At 35.0% G+C, this 17658-nt stretch carries 13 protein-coding genes; 5 read left to right on the forward strand and 8 right to left on the reverse strand.

Annotated features, from left to right (window positions below; genetic code table 11):
• Positions 1-497: bifunctional diaminohydroxyphosphoribosylaminopyrimidine deaminase/5-amino-6-(5-phosphoribosylamino)uracil reductase RibD (gene ribD, locus HOG71_06060; GenBank protein ID MBT5990399.1), on the reverse strand; the 497-nt coding region annotated here is incomplete at its 3' end.
• 185 nt (positions 498-682) lie between these two features.
• On the opposite strand from ribD, the gene prmC reads away from it, so the two are divergent.
• A complete protein-coding gene (gene prmC / locus HOG71_06065) occupies positions 683-1540 on the forward strand; it encodes a peptide chain release factor N(5)-glutamine methyltransferase (protein MBT5990400.1) in 858 nt (285 codons plus the stop codon).
• A gap of 380 nt (positions 1541-1920) precedes the next feature.
• Here prmC and HOG71_06070 read toward each other — a convergent pair whose 3' ends face one another.
• Both HOG71_06070 and HOG71_06075 read right to left on the reverse strand, forming a co-directional pair.
• The gene (locus HOG71_06070; protein MBT5990401.1) at positions 1921-2859 is read right to left on the reverse strand and encodes a hypothetical protein; all 939 of its coding nucleotides are present in this window, start codon (positions 2857-2859) and stop codon (positions 1921-1923) included.
• A gap of 179 nt (positions 2860-3038) precedes the next feature.
• Positions 3039-5624, reverse strand: coding sequence for a sodium-translocating pyrophosphatase (locus HOG71_06075; GenBank protein ID MBT5990402.1), 2586 nt, complete (start codon positions 5622-5624; stop codon positions 3039-3041).
• 205 nt (positions 5625-5829) lie between these two features.
• Here HOG71_06075 and HOG71_06080 point away from each other — a divergent pair, with 205 nt between their 5' ends.
• Complete coding sequence (locus HOG71_06080) at positions 5830-6813, forward strand: SIS domain-containing protein (protein MBT5990403.1); 984 nt, start codon at positions 5830-5832, stop codon at positions 6811-6813.
• 9 nt (positions 6814-6822) lie between these two features.
• Positions 6823-9087, forward strand: a complete 2265-nt coding sequence (locus tag HOG71_06085) for an aconitate hydratase (GenBank protein ID MBT5990404.1) — start codon at positions 6823-6825, stop codon at positions 9085-9087.
• Positions 9088-9262: 175 nt separating this feature from the next.
• On the opposite strand, the gene HOG71_06090 is transcribed toward HOG71_06085, so the two are convergent.
• Positions 9263-11395 (reverse strand): tetratricopeptide repeat protein, encoded by a 2133-nt coding sequence (locus HOG71_06090; GenBank protein ID MBT5990405.1) that lies wholly within the window; start codon positions 11393-11395, stop codon positions 9263-9265.
• Between the two features lie 198 nt (positions 11396-11593).
• Between HOG71_06090 and HOG71_06095 the strand changes: the two genes are divergently transcribed.
• Positions 11594-14242, forward strand: coding sequence for a T9SS type B sorting domain-containing protein (locus tag HOG71_06095; GenBank protein ID MBT5990406.1), 2649 nt, complete (start codon positions 11594-11596; stop codon positions 14240-14242).
• 4 nt (positions 14243-14246) lie between these two features.
• Positions 14247-14855, forward strand: coding sequence for a riboflavin synthase (locus HOG71_06100; protein ID MBT5990407.1), 609 nt, complete (start codon positions 14247-14249; stop codon positions 14853-14855).
• Between the two features lie 166 nt (positions 14856-15021).
• Here the strand turns inward: HOG71_06100 and HOG71_06105 are convergent, their stop codons facing one another.
• The 4 genes from HOG71_06105 to eno form a co-directional block, all read right to left on the reverse strand.
• Entirely contained in the window at positions 15022-15621 is a 600-nt protein-coding gene (locus tag HOG71_06105; protein ID MBT5990408.1) for a hypothetical protein, read from the reverse strand.
• Between the two features lie 81 nt (positions 15622-15702).
• Positions 15703-15873 (reverse strand): hypothetical protein, encoded by a 171-nt coding sequence (locus tag HOG71_06110; GenBank protein MBT5990409.1) that lies wholly within the window; start codon positions 15871-15873, stop codon positions 15703-15705.
• A gap of 22 nt (positions 15874-15895) precedes the next feature.
• On the reverse strand, positions 15896-16183 hold the full coding sequence (locus HOG71_06115) for a septum formation initiator family protein (protein ID MBT5990410.1): 288 nt from the start codon (positions 16181-16183) through the stop codon (positions 15896-15898).
• A gap of 8 nt (positions 16184-16191) precedes the next feature.
• Entirely contained in the window at positions 16192-17484 is a 1293-nt protein-coding gene (gene eno, locus HOG71_06120; GenBank protein MBT5990411.1) for a phosphopyruvate hydratase, read from the reverse strand.
• Between the last annotated feature and the right edge of the window lie 174 nt (positions 17485-17658).

Below are 17658 nucleotides of genomic sequence, written 5' to 3' on the forward strand. Positions count from 1 at the left end.
GCAGGGGCCATAAAACCATCCTTGCTTTTAGCATATTTGAGAATGATAAAAGGTCTCTTTTTTTTGTGAAACATATAAAACCTTTTATTCAGCTCTTGAGCCTCTTCTCGCAAAATACCGGATGTTACTTGAACACCTGCATCATTCAGCTTTTTAATCCCATTGCCTGCCACTTGGGGATTTGGATCACAAGCGCCAATAACCACATGCTGTATTTTCTTTTCAATAATTAAATCAGCACAAGGAGGTGTTTTTCCATGATGAGAGCATGGCTCAAGGTTCACATATAAAGTTGATTCTTTTAGAAGATCCTTGTTCTTAACACTGTTGATTGCATTAACCTCAGCGTGTGGCCGACCATAGGCAATATGGTATCCTTCTCCAATAATTTCATCTTCATGCACAATTACGCAGCCAACCATTGGGTTAGGCATTACAGCTGGAAAACCATTTGCTGCTAGTTGTAAACATCTTTGCATGTAGATTTGATGCGGCATATTATGCTAAATTGATTCTAATTACTTTTGAACTATTAAATTAGTACCGTCAAAGCGAAGCCTGTCTGCCGACAAGGCAGGGAGGAACGACTGAAGCTATCTCCTGAATTGAAACCTAGCAGTCAAAAACAGATTGCTTTGCTTCGCTCGCAATGACGCCTACAAATTTATATTAGACAAATAAATTGATTCACGAATTTAATCATATTGTAGCTAAACTTAGCAGTCTGTATGGAGAGCTAGAGGCACAGGCAATTGTCTACCTTTTGTTTGAAGATCTTCTTGGAATTCGTAAAACAGATATATTTACAAAAAATTCTGATGTCCTTTCCAAAAGTGATTTGATAAAATTAAAATATGCTGAAGCAGATTTGCTTCAACAAATACCCATTCAACATATAGTTGGTTTTGCTTATTTCATGGATTTGAAAATTAAGGTGAATAAAGATGTATTAATTCCCCGTCCAGAAACAGAGGAATTGATTCAATTGGTTTTGAATGATTTTAAAGATGCGTCAATACGGATTTTGGACATTGGAACAGGTAGCGGATGCATTGCTATTAGTATTAAAAACAAGCTACCCAAAGCAAATGTTCAGGCAATTGATGTTTCAGAAAAAGCCTTGAATTTGGCAAAAGAAAATGCAAAAGTCAATGGAGTGGATGTTGAATTCACGCAAATTGATATTCTGAATGAGAGAGAATGGCAAAAGTTTAGCAATCAAAAGTTTGATGTGATTATCAGCAATCCTCCTTATGTAACCCAATCTGATAAGCTCCAGATGCAAAAAAATGTTCTGGAATATGAGCCGGAATTAGCTCTTTTTGTTCCCGAAGAAAATCCACTATTATTTTACAAATCTATTGCTGAATTCAGTAAGAGATATTTAGTCCCAAAAGGGAAAATCTATCTCGAAATTAATGAGGGTTTAGCCAATGAAACAAAATCGTTATACATCGATTCTGGTTTTTTCAATGTTGATTTTTTACAGGATATGATGGGGAAGAAGCGGATGATGGTGATTGAGAATAATGACCAATGATCTTTATTTGTAGCTCAGATGAGGTGCAAATAGAGCTCAAAACTTCAATGAATTTGAGCTTAAAAACGTATTCACTTGAGCCATAAATATTGTATTAGACTACATGCTTATTAATATTTACCCGTTTAGCGGTTAAGATTTTATAAGTCAAATCTAATTGGTGTTATATGTATGTTTCTTAATGATTCTTCTTCGTGAGTCTTTGTGTATTCTTTGTGCATCTTCGTGTCAGAAATTTTTGCATGAAGTTTTATAAACCCCCCTATTATCGCTAATTGAGTTTTATTCATCTAATACATGTTTCTACATTTCTTTTTCAAACGCAAAACAGGTTAATATTTGTAATTCTTTAAGGTTTGGAGGAGATGATCTATCCAAGTCTATGATCTAAGATAATGTTGCATCAATGCAGCAGCCTCCATCATTAAGGCCAGTCCAATATGGATAAAAGCACCACCCCAGATGTTACGTAAATTCAATGCAAATACACCCAAAATATATCCCCCAAAAGCAGAGGAAATTGTTTCTGCTAATGGTTTTCCAAAATGAATGGCTACATATAATGACACCATGGGCAAGATGGCATCCTTGCCTAATATTATGCTCATTCCGACAACCAAAGCACCTCTATAAATAAGCTCAACCGTAATGAAGTCAATAGTATATGCTGCTTCAAAAAGTATTAACGATTGCCAGTTGTTCAGGTTGAAAAGTTCTCCAAATTGCCAGGGTTTAAATATGGGGTATGTATATTGGAAATCGGATTGAAAAGAGGCCCAAATAACCATAGGCAATATGATAAGAATCATTAACACAAAAGGTTTCATAAAAGCATTCTTTCTTCGAAGTCCGAAGAGTCCTTTTGCGTTTTTATCGTAAATGAGTTTTAGGATGTATAGTGGAATAAAATAAACAATAACACCTTTGAGGTTGCCTAATGTTTTGTAAAAGAAGAGTCCTTCTTCATATGAATTAAATGCTGATACAAAGTGCTTGTGCTGATAAATGCCACGTTCAAAAGCAATCAGAATCAGAAAGGACATACTTAATATCCAAAAAGCTGAAGATGCTAGGATATTGTGCTTTTTTCGGAGCAATAATAAGGGAATAGCAACCCCATAATAGGCAATCAAATTAATGCTTAAGTAGGCCAATATGCCTTTAAATGATCCAAAATGATGACCTATAAAAATCCTGTTTACATCATAACGATAGGCAATGAAAGTGATTGTTGCAATGAAAAACACTACATACAAATAGATATTCAGTTTGAAATCGGATTTAATGTGATCGATTAAAAATTGAATTAGTTTTTTCATTTGAATAGTTTGGAATTGGCGTAAACTTAATGAAAATATTTTAGCTATACACTTCTATATGTTCTCATACAACAGATGCTAATCTGGATCAAAATCAATTTAGAAATGCTTACTAAAAGTCCTAAAAAAAAGGTTGGCCTCTTTCGAAACCAACCTTAGTATGTATACTAAATAAAATGCTATGAATTAATTCTCATTTTGTAGAATGATCTCCAAACAAAATAAAGAGCAACTGCTAAAAATGCTGCTCCAATATATGGAGCAATGCTTCTGAATTGTACGGAAATAGCAATTTCCATTGCCAATAAGCCAAACAAAGTAGTAAACTTAATAACAGGATTAAGTGCAACAGAGGATGTGTCCTTAAATGGATCACCTACGGTATCACCAACAACAGATGCATCGTGTAAAGGAGTTCCTTTTTCTTGCATATCCACTTCAATCACCTTTTTAGCATTATCCCATGATCCACCTGCATTGGCCATAAAAATAGCTTGGTACAAACCAAAAAAAGCAATAGATAATAAATACCCAACAAATAAGGCTACTGGAGCGCTAAATTTAGTTATTTCAGCAATATCTGTCATCTCAGGTGTAAGTTTCGATGGAGCAGCCAAAAATGCAAATGCCAAAGCAAAACTAAAGATTGCTATGAAAATATTCCACATGCCTTTTTGTGCATAGACAGTACAAATTTTCACTACTTCGCGTGATTGTTCTACATCTGCTTTTTTAGGCGCATTTGGATCAAGATTGATGTGTAACTTGATATATTCAACTGCTCTTGCAGCTCCTGTGGTAACTGCTTGTATTGATGCACCGGTAAACCAATATACAACTGCTCCTCCAAGCAGGAATCCCATAATTGTATAAGGATTCAACACATTTAGGATACTTTCTGGTTCTACACCTAATGTGCTTTGTATAACTAAAATCAAGGAGAATATCATGGTGGTTGCACCCACAACAGCTGTTCCTATTAATACAGGTTTTGCGGTTGCTTTAAAAGTGTTTCCAGCACCATCGTTTGCTTCAAGAAAATATTTTGATTTCTCAAAATCAGGTGTAAAGCCAAAATCTTTTTCAATTTCAGCAATCGTTTCTTCTCTGTTTTCTTCAATTAATGATAACTCATAAATTGATTGTGCATTGTCAGTAACTGGTCCGTAACTATCGACAGCTATGGTTACAGGACCCATGCCCAGCATACCAAAAGCAACCAAACCAAACGCAAAAATAGATGGGTATACCATGAAGTTTTCCAAGCCGAATGTACTTGCATAATACGCAATAAACATAAGGAGGAAGAAAACCATTCCTTTCCAGAAAGCACTGAAGTTACCGGCTACTAATCCTGAAAGTATATTCAGTGATGCTCCACCTTTCTTTGAGGCTTCCACTACTTCGGCAACATGAGTTGACTTAGGACTGGTAAATAGCTTGGTAAACTCAGGAATCAATGCGGCACCCAATGTACCTGCACTAATAATAACTGAAAGTGTTATCCAAATATTAATTGGAAGTGCTGCAAGTAAAATATAACTGGCAATAAAGGTCACAACAATCGAAAGAATAGAGGTAATCCAAACCAGCGATGTCAGTGGTTTTTCAAAATCAAGATCTTCTGCATGCTGATATTTCATTTTGGTAATTGCTCCATTGATCCAAAAGGCAACAACTGAAGTTACAATCATCAGTATACGCATGACAAAAATCCAAACTAATAATTTTACTTGTAAGGCTGAAGCTAAACTGCCCATGGCAACTTCACTGGATATTGAAAAGGATTCAATATTTAATGCGTTAGCTAATGTCAGAATAAAATCAGGATTGCTTAAAGCTACAGCTCCCAACACTTTATCTGTAATAGCAAGAAGTATAAATGAAATAATGGCTACTCCGGTTACTCCATAAGTTTCAAATCCATCGGCTGTTGGACCAACACTATCCCCGGCATTATCACCAACACAATCGGCAATAGTACCTGGGTTTCTTGGATCGTCTTCTCCAATTTTAAAGATCACTTTCATGAGGTCGGAACCGATGTCAGCAATTTTAGTGAAGATACCACCTGCAATACGTAAAACAGATGCACCCAAGGATTCACCAATAGCAAAACCAATAAAACTTGCTCCGGCATATTTACCTGGAACAAACAATAGAATCATAAGCATCATGATTAATTCCAGAGAAATCAGAACAACACCAATACTCATACCTGCATTCAAAGGAATGTTTAACAGTTTGATAGGTTTTTTTTCTAAGGAAGCAAAAGCCATTCTTGAGTTGGCCAATGTATTCATTCGAATACCAAACCAGGCCACACTATAGGAGCCTAGTATACCAATAACAGTCCAACCTAAAATCATAAGAACACCTCCAGCACTGAAGGAGTTTTCGAGATGGGAAATTCCAGTTTCAGCGTCTATGACCTCGTGTTTAGATAAAAATCCAAAATAGAAAGCAACAGCTGCACCTATAAATAGAAATAGTATAGCTAGAAATTTACCTTGTTGTATAAGATAGGTTTTACCCGTTTCATATATAACATGTGCAACTTCGAGCATAGACTTGTGTGCTCTGATTTTTTTAACTTTCATGAATTGGTATAAACCAAACATAAAACCGGCAAACGTGATTAAAAACCCCCAATATAAAATCCCCTGATCTTGAATTGCCTGAGGTATTACCAAATCGGCTTCACTCGCTAAAGCCAGTGTAGGTATAGCCAAAAGCGATAAAAATAATGCGAAGTACTTCTTCATAATCGAATCTATTGATTTATTTAAGTGTAAAAATAGTTTGCAAAACTATAAAAATTAGCAGAATAGTTATGCTGATTCAGATTTAATTATTCAACAATTAAAATATGTTGTATTATCAGATGCTTAGTTGTTTATCGATTAACAGTTTCCTGCTCTATTAATTCGACAATTAAAGTTTAAATTTGCAGTCTTTTAATGAACACAAATGAAATATCAAAAAGCATTTCTTGCAAAGTTTCCTGATCAGATCGAATTTGCATTGAATAATTATGATCGTCATAATCTTTCTATTGATCAATTTAGTCATGTTGTAATTGGTGGACTGGGAGGCTCTGGTATAGCTGGTCGTATTGCAAAAAGTTATTTTCACGGAACGAGTCCTGTGCCAATTGAAATTGTATCCGACTACAATTTACCTGCTTATGTAGGTGAAAAATCGCTGGTTATATTAAGTTCTTATTCTGGAAATACAGAAGAAACCTTGAGCTTATATATTTCTGCAATTGAAAAGCATGCAACTGTTTTGGTTATTACAACCGGTGGCTTATTGCAAGAATTAGCACTGGAAGCAAATATTCAGATTTTCGAAGCAGAAAAGGGTTTTCAACCACGAATGGCTTTGGGTTACTCCTTAACCTTTTTAGTGTTGATTTTCTCTGAATTGCTCAAACAAAGTTTGCACAATAACATTCGGAGTTTGATGATGCATCTGAAAGAAACAGATGTTTTTATAACAAGAGCAGAGAAACTTTTCGCCAAGTTTAAATTAGATTTTGAAAGTGGAAAATGTGTGATCAATACTGATCCTGCAGCCTTTCCAATAGGTCTCCGGTTTGCACAACAGTTACAGGAAAATGCAAAATGTGAAGCATTTGTGCATGAATTACCTGAAGCAAATCACAATGTAATCGAATCATATTATGGCGAATTGAATTCAAATTTTGTGTTTATTGATAGTTGTGAAAATCAGAAAGTATGCAATCGTTTTGCCTTTGTTAAAGGCTTGTTGCAAAAAAATAACAACAATGTCATTGATGTTAATCTTTTGGGATTTACCCTGAGGGATTTATATGAAATTATTTATACCCTTGATTGGGTTAGTTTGATGATTGCAGATGCCAAAGGCGTTAAATCAGACGATATTGCTAATATCAATGCATTAAAAGAATATTTAAGCACTAAATCTTAAAGAATAACCATGATTTTTGATCTTGATTTAATTAAAAAAGTTTACAGCCAACTTCCTGATAAAATTGCTGCAGCTCGTAAAGAGCTGAATACACCGCTAACTTTAGCAGAAAAAATTCTGTATACACATCTTCATACAAATACTGAATTAAGGAGTTTTCAACGGGGAAATGATTATGTTGATTTTGCTCCCGATCGTGTTGCTATGCAAGATGCAACAGCACAAATGGCTTTATTGCAGTTTATGCAAGCGGGTAAAAAACAAGCAGCAGTGCCATCAACTGTTCATGCCGATCATTTAATTCAGGCAAAAATTGGTGCAGATGCTGATCTTCAGGATGCAATTAATAAGAATGATGAAGTTTTTAACTTCTTATCATCTGTTTCCAGTAAATATGGAATCGGTTTTTGGAAACCCGGTGCTGGTATAATTCATCAGGTTGTGTTGGAAAATTATGCTTTTCCTGGCGGTATGATGATTGGGACTGACTCCCATACAGTGAATGCAGGTGGACTGGGAATGGTTGCCATAGGTGTGGGTGGTGCTGATGCTGTTGATGTGATGGCCGGAATGCCTTGGGAACTTAAAATGCCTAAACTAATTGGCGTAAAGCTAACAGGAAAGCTAAATGGATGGACATCTCCTAAGGATGTTATTTTGAAAGTTGCTGGTATTTTAACTGTTAAAGGTGGCACTGGAGCAATTGTTGAATATTTTGGAGAAGGTGCCGAATCCATGTCATGCACAGGAAAAGGAACCATTTGTAATATGGGTGCAGAAATTGGAGCAACTACATCCACTTTTGGATTTGATAAATCCATGAGAAGATATTTGGAAGCCACTGGCCGTAAAGAAGTAGCTGACTTAGCTGATGAGGTTGCAGAGCATTTAACTGGCGACAAAGAAGTTTATGAAAATCCTGAACAGTATTTTGATCAGTTGATTGAAATTAATCTTTCGGAATTAGAACCTCATTTAAATGGACCATTTACACCCGATTTAGATACGCCAATTTCGAAAATGAAACAAGTCGCAAAAGAAAAGGGCTGGCCAACCAAAATTGATGTAGGATTGATAGGTTCATGCACCAACTCCTCTTATGAAGATATTTCGAGAGCAGCAAGTATTGCCAAGCAAGCTGCTGATAAAAACTTACATGTAAAAGCTGATTTTACAGTTACTCCGGGTTCTGAGCTGGTACGATTTACCATTGAAAGAGATGGTTTTATTGATACCTTTAATCAAATTGGCGGAAAAGTATTTGCCAATGCTTGCGGACCTTGCATTGGGCAGTGGGCGAGAGAAGGTGCAGAGAAAGAAGAAAAAAATTCAATTGTACATTCCTTTAATAGAAATTTTGCCAAACGGGCTGATGGAAATCCAAATACCCATGCCTTTGTGGCCTCTCCAGAAATTGTCACAGCTTTAGCTATTGCAGGCGATTTAACTTTCAATCCCATAACCGATAAGTTAATTAATGAGCATGGTGAAGAAGTTATGATAGATCCTCCTACAGGTTGGGAATTACCACCTAAAGGATTTGCAGTAGAGGATGCTGGTTATCAGGCACCCGAAAAAGATGGTAGTGGAATCGAAATCAATGTTAAAATAGATTCTGAAAGATTGCAATTATTGGAGCCTTTTGCACCTTGGAATGGTGAAAATATTACCGGAATGAAACTATTGATAAAAGCGCAGGGAAAATGCACAACAGACCATATTTCGATGGCTGGTCCTTGGTTGCGCTTTAGAGGTCATTTAGATAATATCTCAAACAATTGTTTGATTGGTGCTGTAAATGCTTACAATGGGCAAACAAATGCTGTAAAAAGCCAGATTAATGGAGAAACAGATGCTGTTCCTGCCACACAACGTTCTTATAAGGCAGCAGGAATTCCAACAATTGTTGTGGGTGATGAAAATTATGGTGAAGGCTCATCTCGCGAACATGCAGCCATGGAGCCCAGACATTTGGGTGTAAGAGCTGTGCTGGTTAAGTCGTTTGCCCGAATTCATGAAACGAATTTGAAAAAGCAAGGAATGCTTGGACTAACTTTCAATGATAAATCAGATTATGACAAGATTTTGGAAGATGATACCATTGACTTCCTCGACTTACATGATTTTGCTCCCAAAAAACAATTGACATTGAAATTCACTCATATTGATGGAAGTTCAGATGAAATAGTTGTTAATCATTCTTACAATGCTCAACAAATTGAGTGGTTTAAAGCAGGTAGTGCTTTGAATTTAATCAAGAAGCAGAATGTGTAATTGCTGAGAATAAACATTGTAAAGCCAATTTGACTTGTTCAAATTGGCTTTTTTTATGTCGATCGTTCAAATCTACCTAGTAAATTGAAAATCAAATTTACAGATTACAAGGATAAATCTTGATGCAAAATATCATTTATGATTGGTAATCAGCAATATGTGGTTTGAAGTCTTATTATTCACAATGTTTTTCTATTTCCTGGCCAGCTGCTTGAAATCCCATTTGATAAGCTCTACGCAAATCATCGCAAGTCCCTTCTTTTTGTCCTATATCCAGATTAGTCATTGCCCTGAGAAAATACACTTGTGCATAATTTGGATTAATTTCCAAAGCAATATTAAAATCAGGAAGTGCTTGGTTGGGTTGACCCAAAGTTAAATAAGCAATTCCTCTGTTGCAATATGCTTTATCATAACCGGGCTCTATGTCAATCGAAGTATTCAAATCTGCCAATGCATTAATAAAATCACCTAATTGTCCTTTTAAAATGCCTCGATTTGCCCATGCTTTTCCATTGCTTGAATCGGTTATAATTGCTTGTGTGAAATCATTCATGGCGGCATCGTAATCCTGCAACTTAATATGTGTTATGCCCATGCCATACCAAGTAGATGAGAGCTTTTTCAAATCAAATTTCTCTAACTGAAGAGCTTGAGTGTAATCGGCCAAAGCTCCTTGAAAATCACCTTTTTTGTATTTTAAGGAGGCTCGATTATAGAAGTTAAGCATGGTGTTTTGACCAGCTTCAATCGCTTGATCCAAATAGGTAATTGCTTTCTGGTAGTCTCCTTCCTTTTCTGCCAGAAGTGCTTTTTGTTCGAATGTTCGGGAGTGTTCTGCTGCCTCAGGATCTTCTTTTTCCATGATAGCCAGCGCCTTATTATAATATTTGTCGGCTGTTTTTGTTTTACCTTTTTCTAAAAATCCATCCGCAAAGGTGTCATAAGATTCATGTTTAGGAATGTGTTGAACCAACATACCACTGCTTATACTTGTTCCCAAAAGTAAAATCAACACAATATGAACTGTTTGTTTCTTAAAATCCTTTCCAAATTCTTGATAAAAAAGAATGGCAAAGAAAATGATTATAGGAACAGCTGTTAATCGGTATCTGAATGCATTGAAAAACAATATGCTAGGTAATAAATGAGCAATCAATAAAACAAGAAAAACCAGTAAAGAATTGTCGCGAATGATTTGTTTGCGTTTCACAAATACATAAATCAAAGCAGCATACATGAATAATATTAGCGGAAAGAATATAAATTTTCCTGAAATGGAATTATTCAAATAGGAATTGAATTTCTTGTATTCATATAAGTCATAATTCCGTGGTGTTTCGGAAGCATGAAAAGTAGCCAAAGTTTTTAGGAAAATATTTTTAAGCGGGATACCCAGCTTCAAATTGTCGTTCCATGTTTTTTTAAGCAGAAAGGAATTGATGAGATAGGGATATGTTTCGTTGGGATCGGTTTCATTCCTGAAAAACTGAACTCCTGCTTCATCATATAAAGAAGGAAAAAATTCTTCACTCCATTTTGAAGGTCGGATGTTTAATGTCTCACCTATATCATTGGAATTGCCAATATAAAGATTCATGGGGCCATTACTAGAAACTGAAATGAGTTTGCCATCTGTTTTTGCATAATTGTGCACCACAATAAAAAATGGAAACAGCAGGCCAATTGCTGCAAATGTGAGCACGTACTTGCGACTTTCTTTAAAACGAAAAATCAGTAGAAAAAACCAGGCAATAAAAAACAACAGGAATTGAGTTTTTGTAATAATTAGCAGCCCTGTAATGACAGCACTAAGAATTATATTAAGCCACTTATGCTTGACTTGTAATAAAACATATATCAAGGAAATTGATAAGAATATGTACAGGTTTTCTGAAAGAAATTTGCTTTCAACAAATAATTCTAATGGATAAATAGCCCAAATTAGGGCTGTTATTAAAGCTGCCGTTTTATTGATTTTAATTAGTGCCAGATATAGAATTCCGCTGGCAAGAATTCCGAGCATAAACTGAACGATTACAATTCCTTTCAGAGAAAGGCCGATTGCGGTTAAAATTCCCAGAAAATATGAATATAGTGGAGGATGAAGAAAGTGATAGGGATAAAAAGGTCCGTTTTCTGCGATGTGTTTACCTATTCTAAGAAATTCTGTTTCATCCAATATTGGGTGAAGAAATAAGGGACTAGCTTTATCCAATGAAAAGTACAACAGTCGAGCTAGCGTAGCAATAACAACTATAATAAGGGATATGACTAAAGGATTTTCTACAGGAAATTTCTTTTTCATAAGATTATCAAATTATAAATCAAAGTTAGCTTGCTTTCCATATTAGGCCATAATAATTATTTATTTCGCTTGTAATTTTAAGGGATTAGTTTTTGCATATAAAATAGCGCTAAAAATCCAGGCAACCCAAACGGATATAAATCGTTATATTGTTGAGGATTCTTATTTTAGTATATTTGAACATTAGCTCCTTATTATATGAGAATTGTAATAAAATATTTCTTGTTTCTTGCATTGCTTGCCATGTTTAGCAGTCATTTGTATGCTACTCATGCCAGAGCTGGAGAAATAATTTACAAACAGATAGGAGTTCCAAATCAATATAAGTACGAAATAACAGTTGTTTATTACACAGAAACACAAAGCGCTGCTAATCGAGATGAAATTGATTTGTATTTTGGTGACAATACTAAGGAAACTGTAAAGATCAATGACCTCGAGTATCTTCCTAACTCTACCCGTTTAAATACGTACACTACTGTTCATACCTATCCTGGACCAGGTCGATATATAATTTCCTTTTTTGATCCTAACCGAATAGAGAGTATTGTGAATATGTCGAACAGTGTGTTAACACCTTTTTATGTCGAAACAGAATTAATAATTAATATATTTATTGGAACGAACAGATCGCCAATACTACTTCAACCTCCAATAGATTATGCAGAAGTGAATCAGGTGTTTAAGCACAATCCCGGAGCTTACGATCCTGATGGAGACAGTCTTGTTTTTACATTAATCCCTCCTAAAATGGATGTAGGAAAAGATGTGCAAGGTTATTTCAAGCCTAATGCATTAAATGGTTTCACACTCAATTCTTATACAGGTGATTTGGTTTGGGATTATCCAGATAAAAGAGGAATCTACAACATTGCGATATACATTGAAGAATATAGGAATGGGAAATATATTGGTTCGATCACTCGTGATATGCAAATTATAGTGGAGGTTGGACTTAATAATCCTCCATATTTTGAAGAGATTTCAGATACCTGTATTGAAGCAGGGAAAAGCATAACATTGAATTTTAAAGTCAAGGCGCACGATAAAGATGTTGGACAAAAACTTACGATGACTGCTAACGGTGGACCCTTTACTTTAGCCACATCACCTGCTACAGTTAGTCCATCAGTTATTACAGGATACAAGGATGTAACTGCTACTTTTAATTGGACTCCGGATTGTAATCATATTCGAAAAGAGCCCTATTCAGTGGTTTTTAAAGTTGTTGATAATCATCAAATTCTGCCATTATCCGATTTAGAACACTTTTTTATTCGTGTAATGGGCCCCGCTCCAGAAAACCTGAGCTTAAACAACACAATTAAAGGTATTGAGCTCGATTGGGATAAGCCTTCAGTATGTAATAATGTAAGAGGTTATAATATCTACCGAAAAATTGACACTTCCTATTGGGATACAACGGTTTGTGAAAACGGTATTCCTGCTCAAGCTGGTTTTAAGCGAATTGCCAAAATTATTGGACAAGACAGCAGCAAGTTTTTTGATAATGATAATGGGAAAGGATTAACCCCGGGAATTACTTATTGCTATCGAATTACAGCCATTTATTTGAGTGAAGGAAATTTTGAATTAATAGAAGGTTATGCAAGCACAGAAGTATGTGGAACCCAGAAAAAAGAGCTTCCAGTAATTACACATGTAAGTATTCTTGAAACAAATGCTAGCAATGGAATCGTTTATTTGGATTGGTCGAAACCTACGCAAATTGATACAACTATTTTTACCGGACCTTACGAAAATAGAATTCTGAAGTCAAAAAATGGAGGGAGTTTTAAAGCTATTTTTTCCTATTATTCAAATTCGTTTTTGGATTTGTCAGATACAATTTTTATTGATTCATTTGAAAATACCATTGAAAATAAAATTACCTATAAAATTGAGTTTTATGGAGCAGATAATGGTAATCCATTTTTACTGGGAAATTCACAAACAGCTTCATCCGTATTTTTAAATGTTATTCCTTCTCATCAGAAAAATACACTTTCCTGGACAGTAGATGTTCCCTGGTATAACAGCTATTTTGCTGTTTATCGTCAAAATAAAGTAAGCCAGTTATTTGATTCAATTGGCTATTCAAAAAATACCTCATTTGTCAATGAAGGCTTGAACAACGGAGAAGAATATTGTTATAAGATCAAATCCTATGGCTATTTTCTAACAGGAACAGGCTTTGTATTTCCTATAATAAATTATTCTCAGGAAGTATGTGAAATGCCTATCGATACCATACCTCCTTGTCCTCCTGAATTGAAAGCCAATGCTTTTTGTCCGGAGCATCGTAATGAATTAGAATGGGAATATACAAATGCAGATTGTGCATCTGATGTTATTGCTTATCAAATTTATTACTCAAGGCTACAGGAAAACAACTATAAGTTAATTGATCGGATAGAAGGCTTTAGCAGTAAAGATTACAATGACAATCGCGCCTCTCTGGCATTTTCACTGGCTGGATGTTATGTGATTACCGCCATTGATTCCTTTGGTAATGAAAGTGTTTATTCAAATGAATCTTGTGTGGATAATTGTCCTTATTACATTTTGCCAAATATCTTCACACCCAACGGAGATGGAATAAATGATTTTGTAGTACCATTGGATGGAAGCATGCACATCGATCATGTTAATATGAAAATATTCAATCGTTGGGGACAAATTGTATATCAAACTCACGATCCAATGATCAATTGGAATGGAAAAGATTTTGAGTCAAACATAGATTGCTCGGAAGGCGTATATTACTATATTTGCGATATTTATCAGATATATCTGGAAGGACCAAAACAAGTCAGTCAGAGAGGAACGATAAATCTAATAAGGTAATTATATGTTTAGTGGAATAGTAGAGAAATTAGGAAAAGTAGTAAGACTCGAATACAAAGGCACAAATTTCCAAATCAGAATTGAAACCGATATTATAGGCGAGTTACACGAGGATCAAAGTATTGCTCACAATGGCGTATGCATGACCATTGAAAAAATACTCGAAGATTCATATCAAATTACTGCAGTTGAAGAAACCATGAATAAAACCAGCTTGGGAGAACTGAAAGTTGGTGGCATGGTGAATTTAGAGAGAAGCCTCAAAATGGACAGCCGATTTGATGGTCATATTGTTCAGGGACATGTGGATACAACAGCCCTTTGTACAGATTTCAAAGAGGCAGATGGTAGTTGGTATTATACTTTTCAATATAAAACCGGTAAAAATTTATTATTAGTTGAAAAAGGATCTGTAACCATTGATGGAGTAAGTTTAACAGCTTTCAATGTTAATAATAAAACAGGTGAGTTTACTGTAGCCATTATTCCTTTTACATACGATCATACAAATTTTCAAATCATTCGTCCAGGCACTAAAGTAAATATCGAGTTTGATGTATTAGGCAAATACATTTTTGCTTATATGGAAGCTTATAAGGATGCAATAAAATAGAAATCTGTTGCAGGTTTCAGGTAAACATTTTCATTTAAAAGCACAATCAGTGTCACTCATAGAGGACACTGATTTTTTTTGATTAGCAGTTTGCATCAGCAGAGTTCCTTAGCAAGAGACCATGTTGATGCATGAGCTTATAAGGATGCGATAGGATAAGCAGGACTTATTTATATGAATATTTTCTATAGTTTTTAATAATATAGATTACATCAAGCATTTCCTGGTAAGTATCAATACTCTCTTTTCTTAGATTATCAGCCTTTTTAGCGGAGCCATAAAGCAATAAGTCAATCTTTTCCTGATACTTGATTTTATAGGATATAAACTCGTTCATAGCATCAGCAGATCCTTGTGTTGCTGCAAAAAACAAATAATATTGACTTGAAAAAACATTAACGCTTAAGGCATCGACAGGATTATTAAAATAGTTCTGGATGCTTCGATTGTATTCGTTAATTATTTTTTTAATTTTAATATCTGTAAAGGTTGTGCGTTTGAATACCAACACTGTATCAATTCCAATACTTTCATTATTTAATGTGTATTTATAATTAATAATGGGTGTTGTCTTGAGCATAACACCTTGAGAAATATAGTTTGGGATATGTTTAACCACAGATACTATCAATGTATCATGTTTTGATTCAACCTGATATTTCTGTCCTGAATCTGTCTCGAATACAATTTTGTTTAGAGGACAACACCTTATATAAAACTCATATGGAAAGTTATAAGTAACACCAATTTGGTTTAGATCACCCAAATAGCAAATAATAAAGTCTTGATTTTCGTAGAAATTGGGTAATTGTTTAATGTAGGTGTTGCGATAATTTTTTTTGCAGTTTCATGTATCACCTAATGCATGAACTTCCTTGTTTTCGAATTTGCTAACTTCAGTCTGGTCATCAGCATGAGTTGTTTCTTTCTCACTTTTACATTGACAATATGGAAAAATGATCAAAAGAAAAAGTATTGTAAGTAAACGAACTATATTAAGGTTCTTGTTTTTTATCATAAATCCCAAGCTGAACTGTGCTTTACTCTTCTTCCACAATAAAAATCTCCTCACCCGGTTTTTTCATATAATAGGTTTCGCGGGCAAATTTTGCCAGGGTTTTGCGGTTGTTAAGCAATTCGTATTTAATTCGCTTGGTTTCTTCAATCTCGCTTAAATAATAGGCACGGTTTTGCTCAAGTTCGTTAATGGTCTGTCGTGTTTTATAGGTCAAAACCAAATTGTTTCGATCAATAAACCCAACCCAAACAATAAAAATGAGTGTCGTTAAAACAAATTTGTTTCGCACTATTTTAAAAACTCTTTTCAAAGCAAATATTATTGTTTTAAAAATTTGAAATTTCTACCTGGATATTGGGCTTCCTCTCCCAGCTCTTCCTCAATACGAAGTAGCTGATTGTATTTTGCAATCCTATCAGACCTCGACAAAGATCCTGTTTTAATCAAACCAGCATGCATCCCAACGGCTAAATCAGCGATGAAAGTATCCTCGGTTTCACCTGATCGGTGTGAAATAACAGATGTAAAATTATTTTTGTTTGCCAGTTGAATGGTTTCTATTGTTTCTGAAAGCGTTCCTATTTGGTTTACTTTAATCAGAATTGAATTTGCAGCTTTTAGTTCAATGCCTTTAGCTAAACGTTTAGCGTTTGTTACAAAAAGATCGTCACCAACTATTTGAATTTTACCTTCAAGTTTTTTATTTAAAGACACCCAACCATTCCAATCATCTTCATCTAAACCATCTTCAATAGATAAGATGGGGTATTTTTTGCACCAGTTTACCCAATAGTCAACCATTTCGTCCGAACTGATTTCCTTTTGTGACGATTTATAAAATCGATAAACTTGTTTTTCTTTGTCATACATTTCTGAAGTTGCCGGATCTAATGCTATATAGAAATCTTCCCCTGCTTTGTATCCAGCTTTTTCGATAGCTGCTAGAACCGTTTCAATGGCTTCTTCATTAGAACTTAAATTTGGAGCAAAACCACCTTCATCACCCACATTGGTCGAATGATTCTTGCTTTTCAGATAATCTTTAAGGCTGTAGAAAACATCAGCCGACATACTCAATGCGTCACTAAAAGTTTCAGCACCAACAGGCATGATCATGAATTCCTGAAAATCTATTTTATTATCAGCATGTTTCCCTCCATTTAAAATATTCATCATTGGAATAGGTAAAGTGTAAGCACCAACTCCTCCTAAATATTTATACAAAGGCAAATCACATTCTTCGGCTGCAGCTCGTGCAACAGCAAGTGAAACAGCAAGAATTCCATTGGCTCCAAGATTCCCTTTATTTTCAGTTCCATCCAATTCGAGCATAATGTTGTCGATCATTTTCTGGTCGAAAACACTCATGTCCATAAGTGCGGGCTCAATTATATCAATAATTTTCTCACAAACTTTCAAAACACTCTTTCCTCGGAAATAACTCTGATTTCCATCTCTTAACTCCACCGCTTCATGAATTCCTGTGGATGCTCCGGAAGGAACGGCAGCACGGCCAATAATTCCATTTTCCGTAATAACTTCAACTTCAACAGTGGGAGTTCCCCTTGAATCCAGAATTTGTCTGGGTATTATTCCAATAATTGTACTCATTTATAATATTTTTATATTAGAGCAAATGTAACCAATCAGCATTTGGATTGAAAAAATATTTATTAACTGAATACGTTCTATTATCATAAAATGACAGAAAGTTTGTAACTAATTAATTCTCTTTGAATTCGCTTTCTGGAATTAATATAAAAAAGGTAAATTTGCAAAAATTTT

The sequence above is a fragment of the Bacteroidota bacterium genome (genome assembly GCA_018698135.1).
GTDB lineage: Bacteria > Bacteroidota > Bacteroidia > CAILMK01 > JAAYUY01 > JABINZ01.

What these genes read in the sequence shown, in the direction of transcription:
- HOG71_06070 (MBT5990401.1), bottom strand. Translation starts at nt 2,859, where the DNA reads ATGAAAAAACTAATTCAATTTTTAATCGATCACATTAAATCCGATTTC.
- HOG71_06075 (MBT5990402.1), bottom strand. Translation starts at nt 5,624, where the DNA reads ATGAAGAAGTACTTCGCATTATTTTTATCGCTTTTGGCTATACCTACA.
- HOG71_06080 (MBT5990403.1), top strand. Translation starts at nt 5,830, where the DNA reads ATGAAATATCAAAAAGCATTTCTTGCAAAGTTTCCTGATCAGATCGAA.
- HOG71_06085 (MBT5990404.1), top strand. Translation starts at nt 6,823, where the DNA reads ATGATTTTTGATCTTGATTTAATTAAAAAAGTTTACAGCCAACTTCCT.
- HOG71_06090 (MBT5990405.1), bottom strand. Translation starts at nt 11,395, where the DNA reads ATGAAAAAGAAATTTCCTGTAGAAAATCCTTTAGTCATATCCCTTATT.
- HOG71_06095 (MBT5990406.1), top strand. Translation starts at nt 11,594, where the DNA reads ATGAGAATTGTAATAAAATATTTCTTGTTTCTTGCATTGCTTGCCATG.
- HOG71_06100 (MBT5990407.1), top strand. Translation starts at nt 14,247, where the DNA reads ATGTTTAGTGGAATAGTAGAGAAATTAGGAAAAGTAGTAAGACTCGAA.
- HOG71_06110 (MBT5990409.1), bottom strand. Translation starts at nt 15,873, where the DNA reads ATGATAAAAAACAAGAACCTTAATATAGTTCGTTTACTTACAATACTT.
- eno (MBT5990411.1), bottom strand. Translation starts at nt 17,484, where the DNA reads ATGAGTACAATTATTGGAATAATACCCAGACAAATTCTGGATTCAAGG.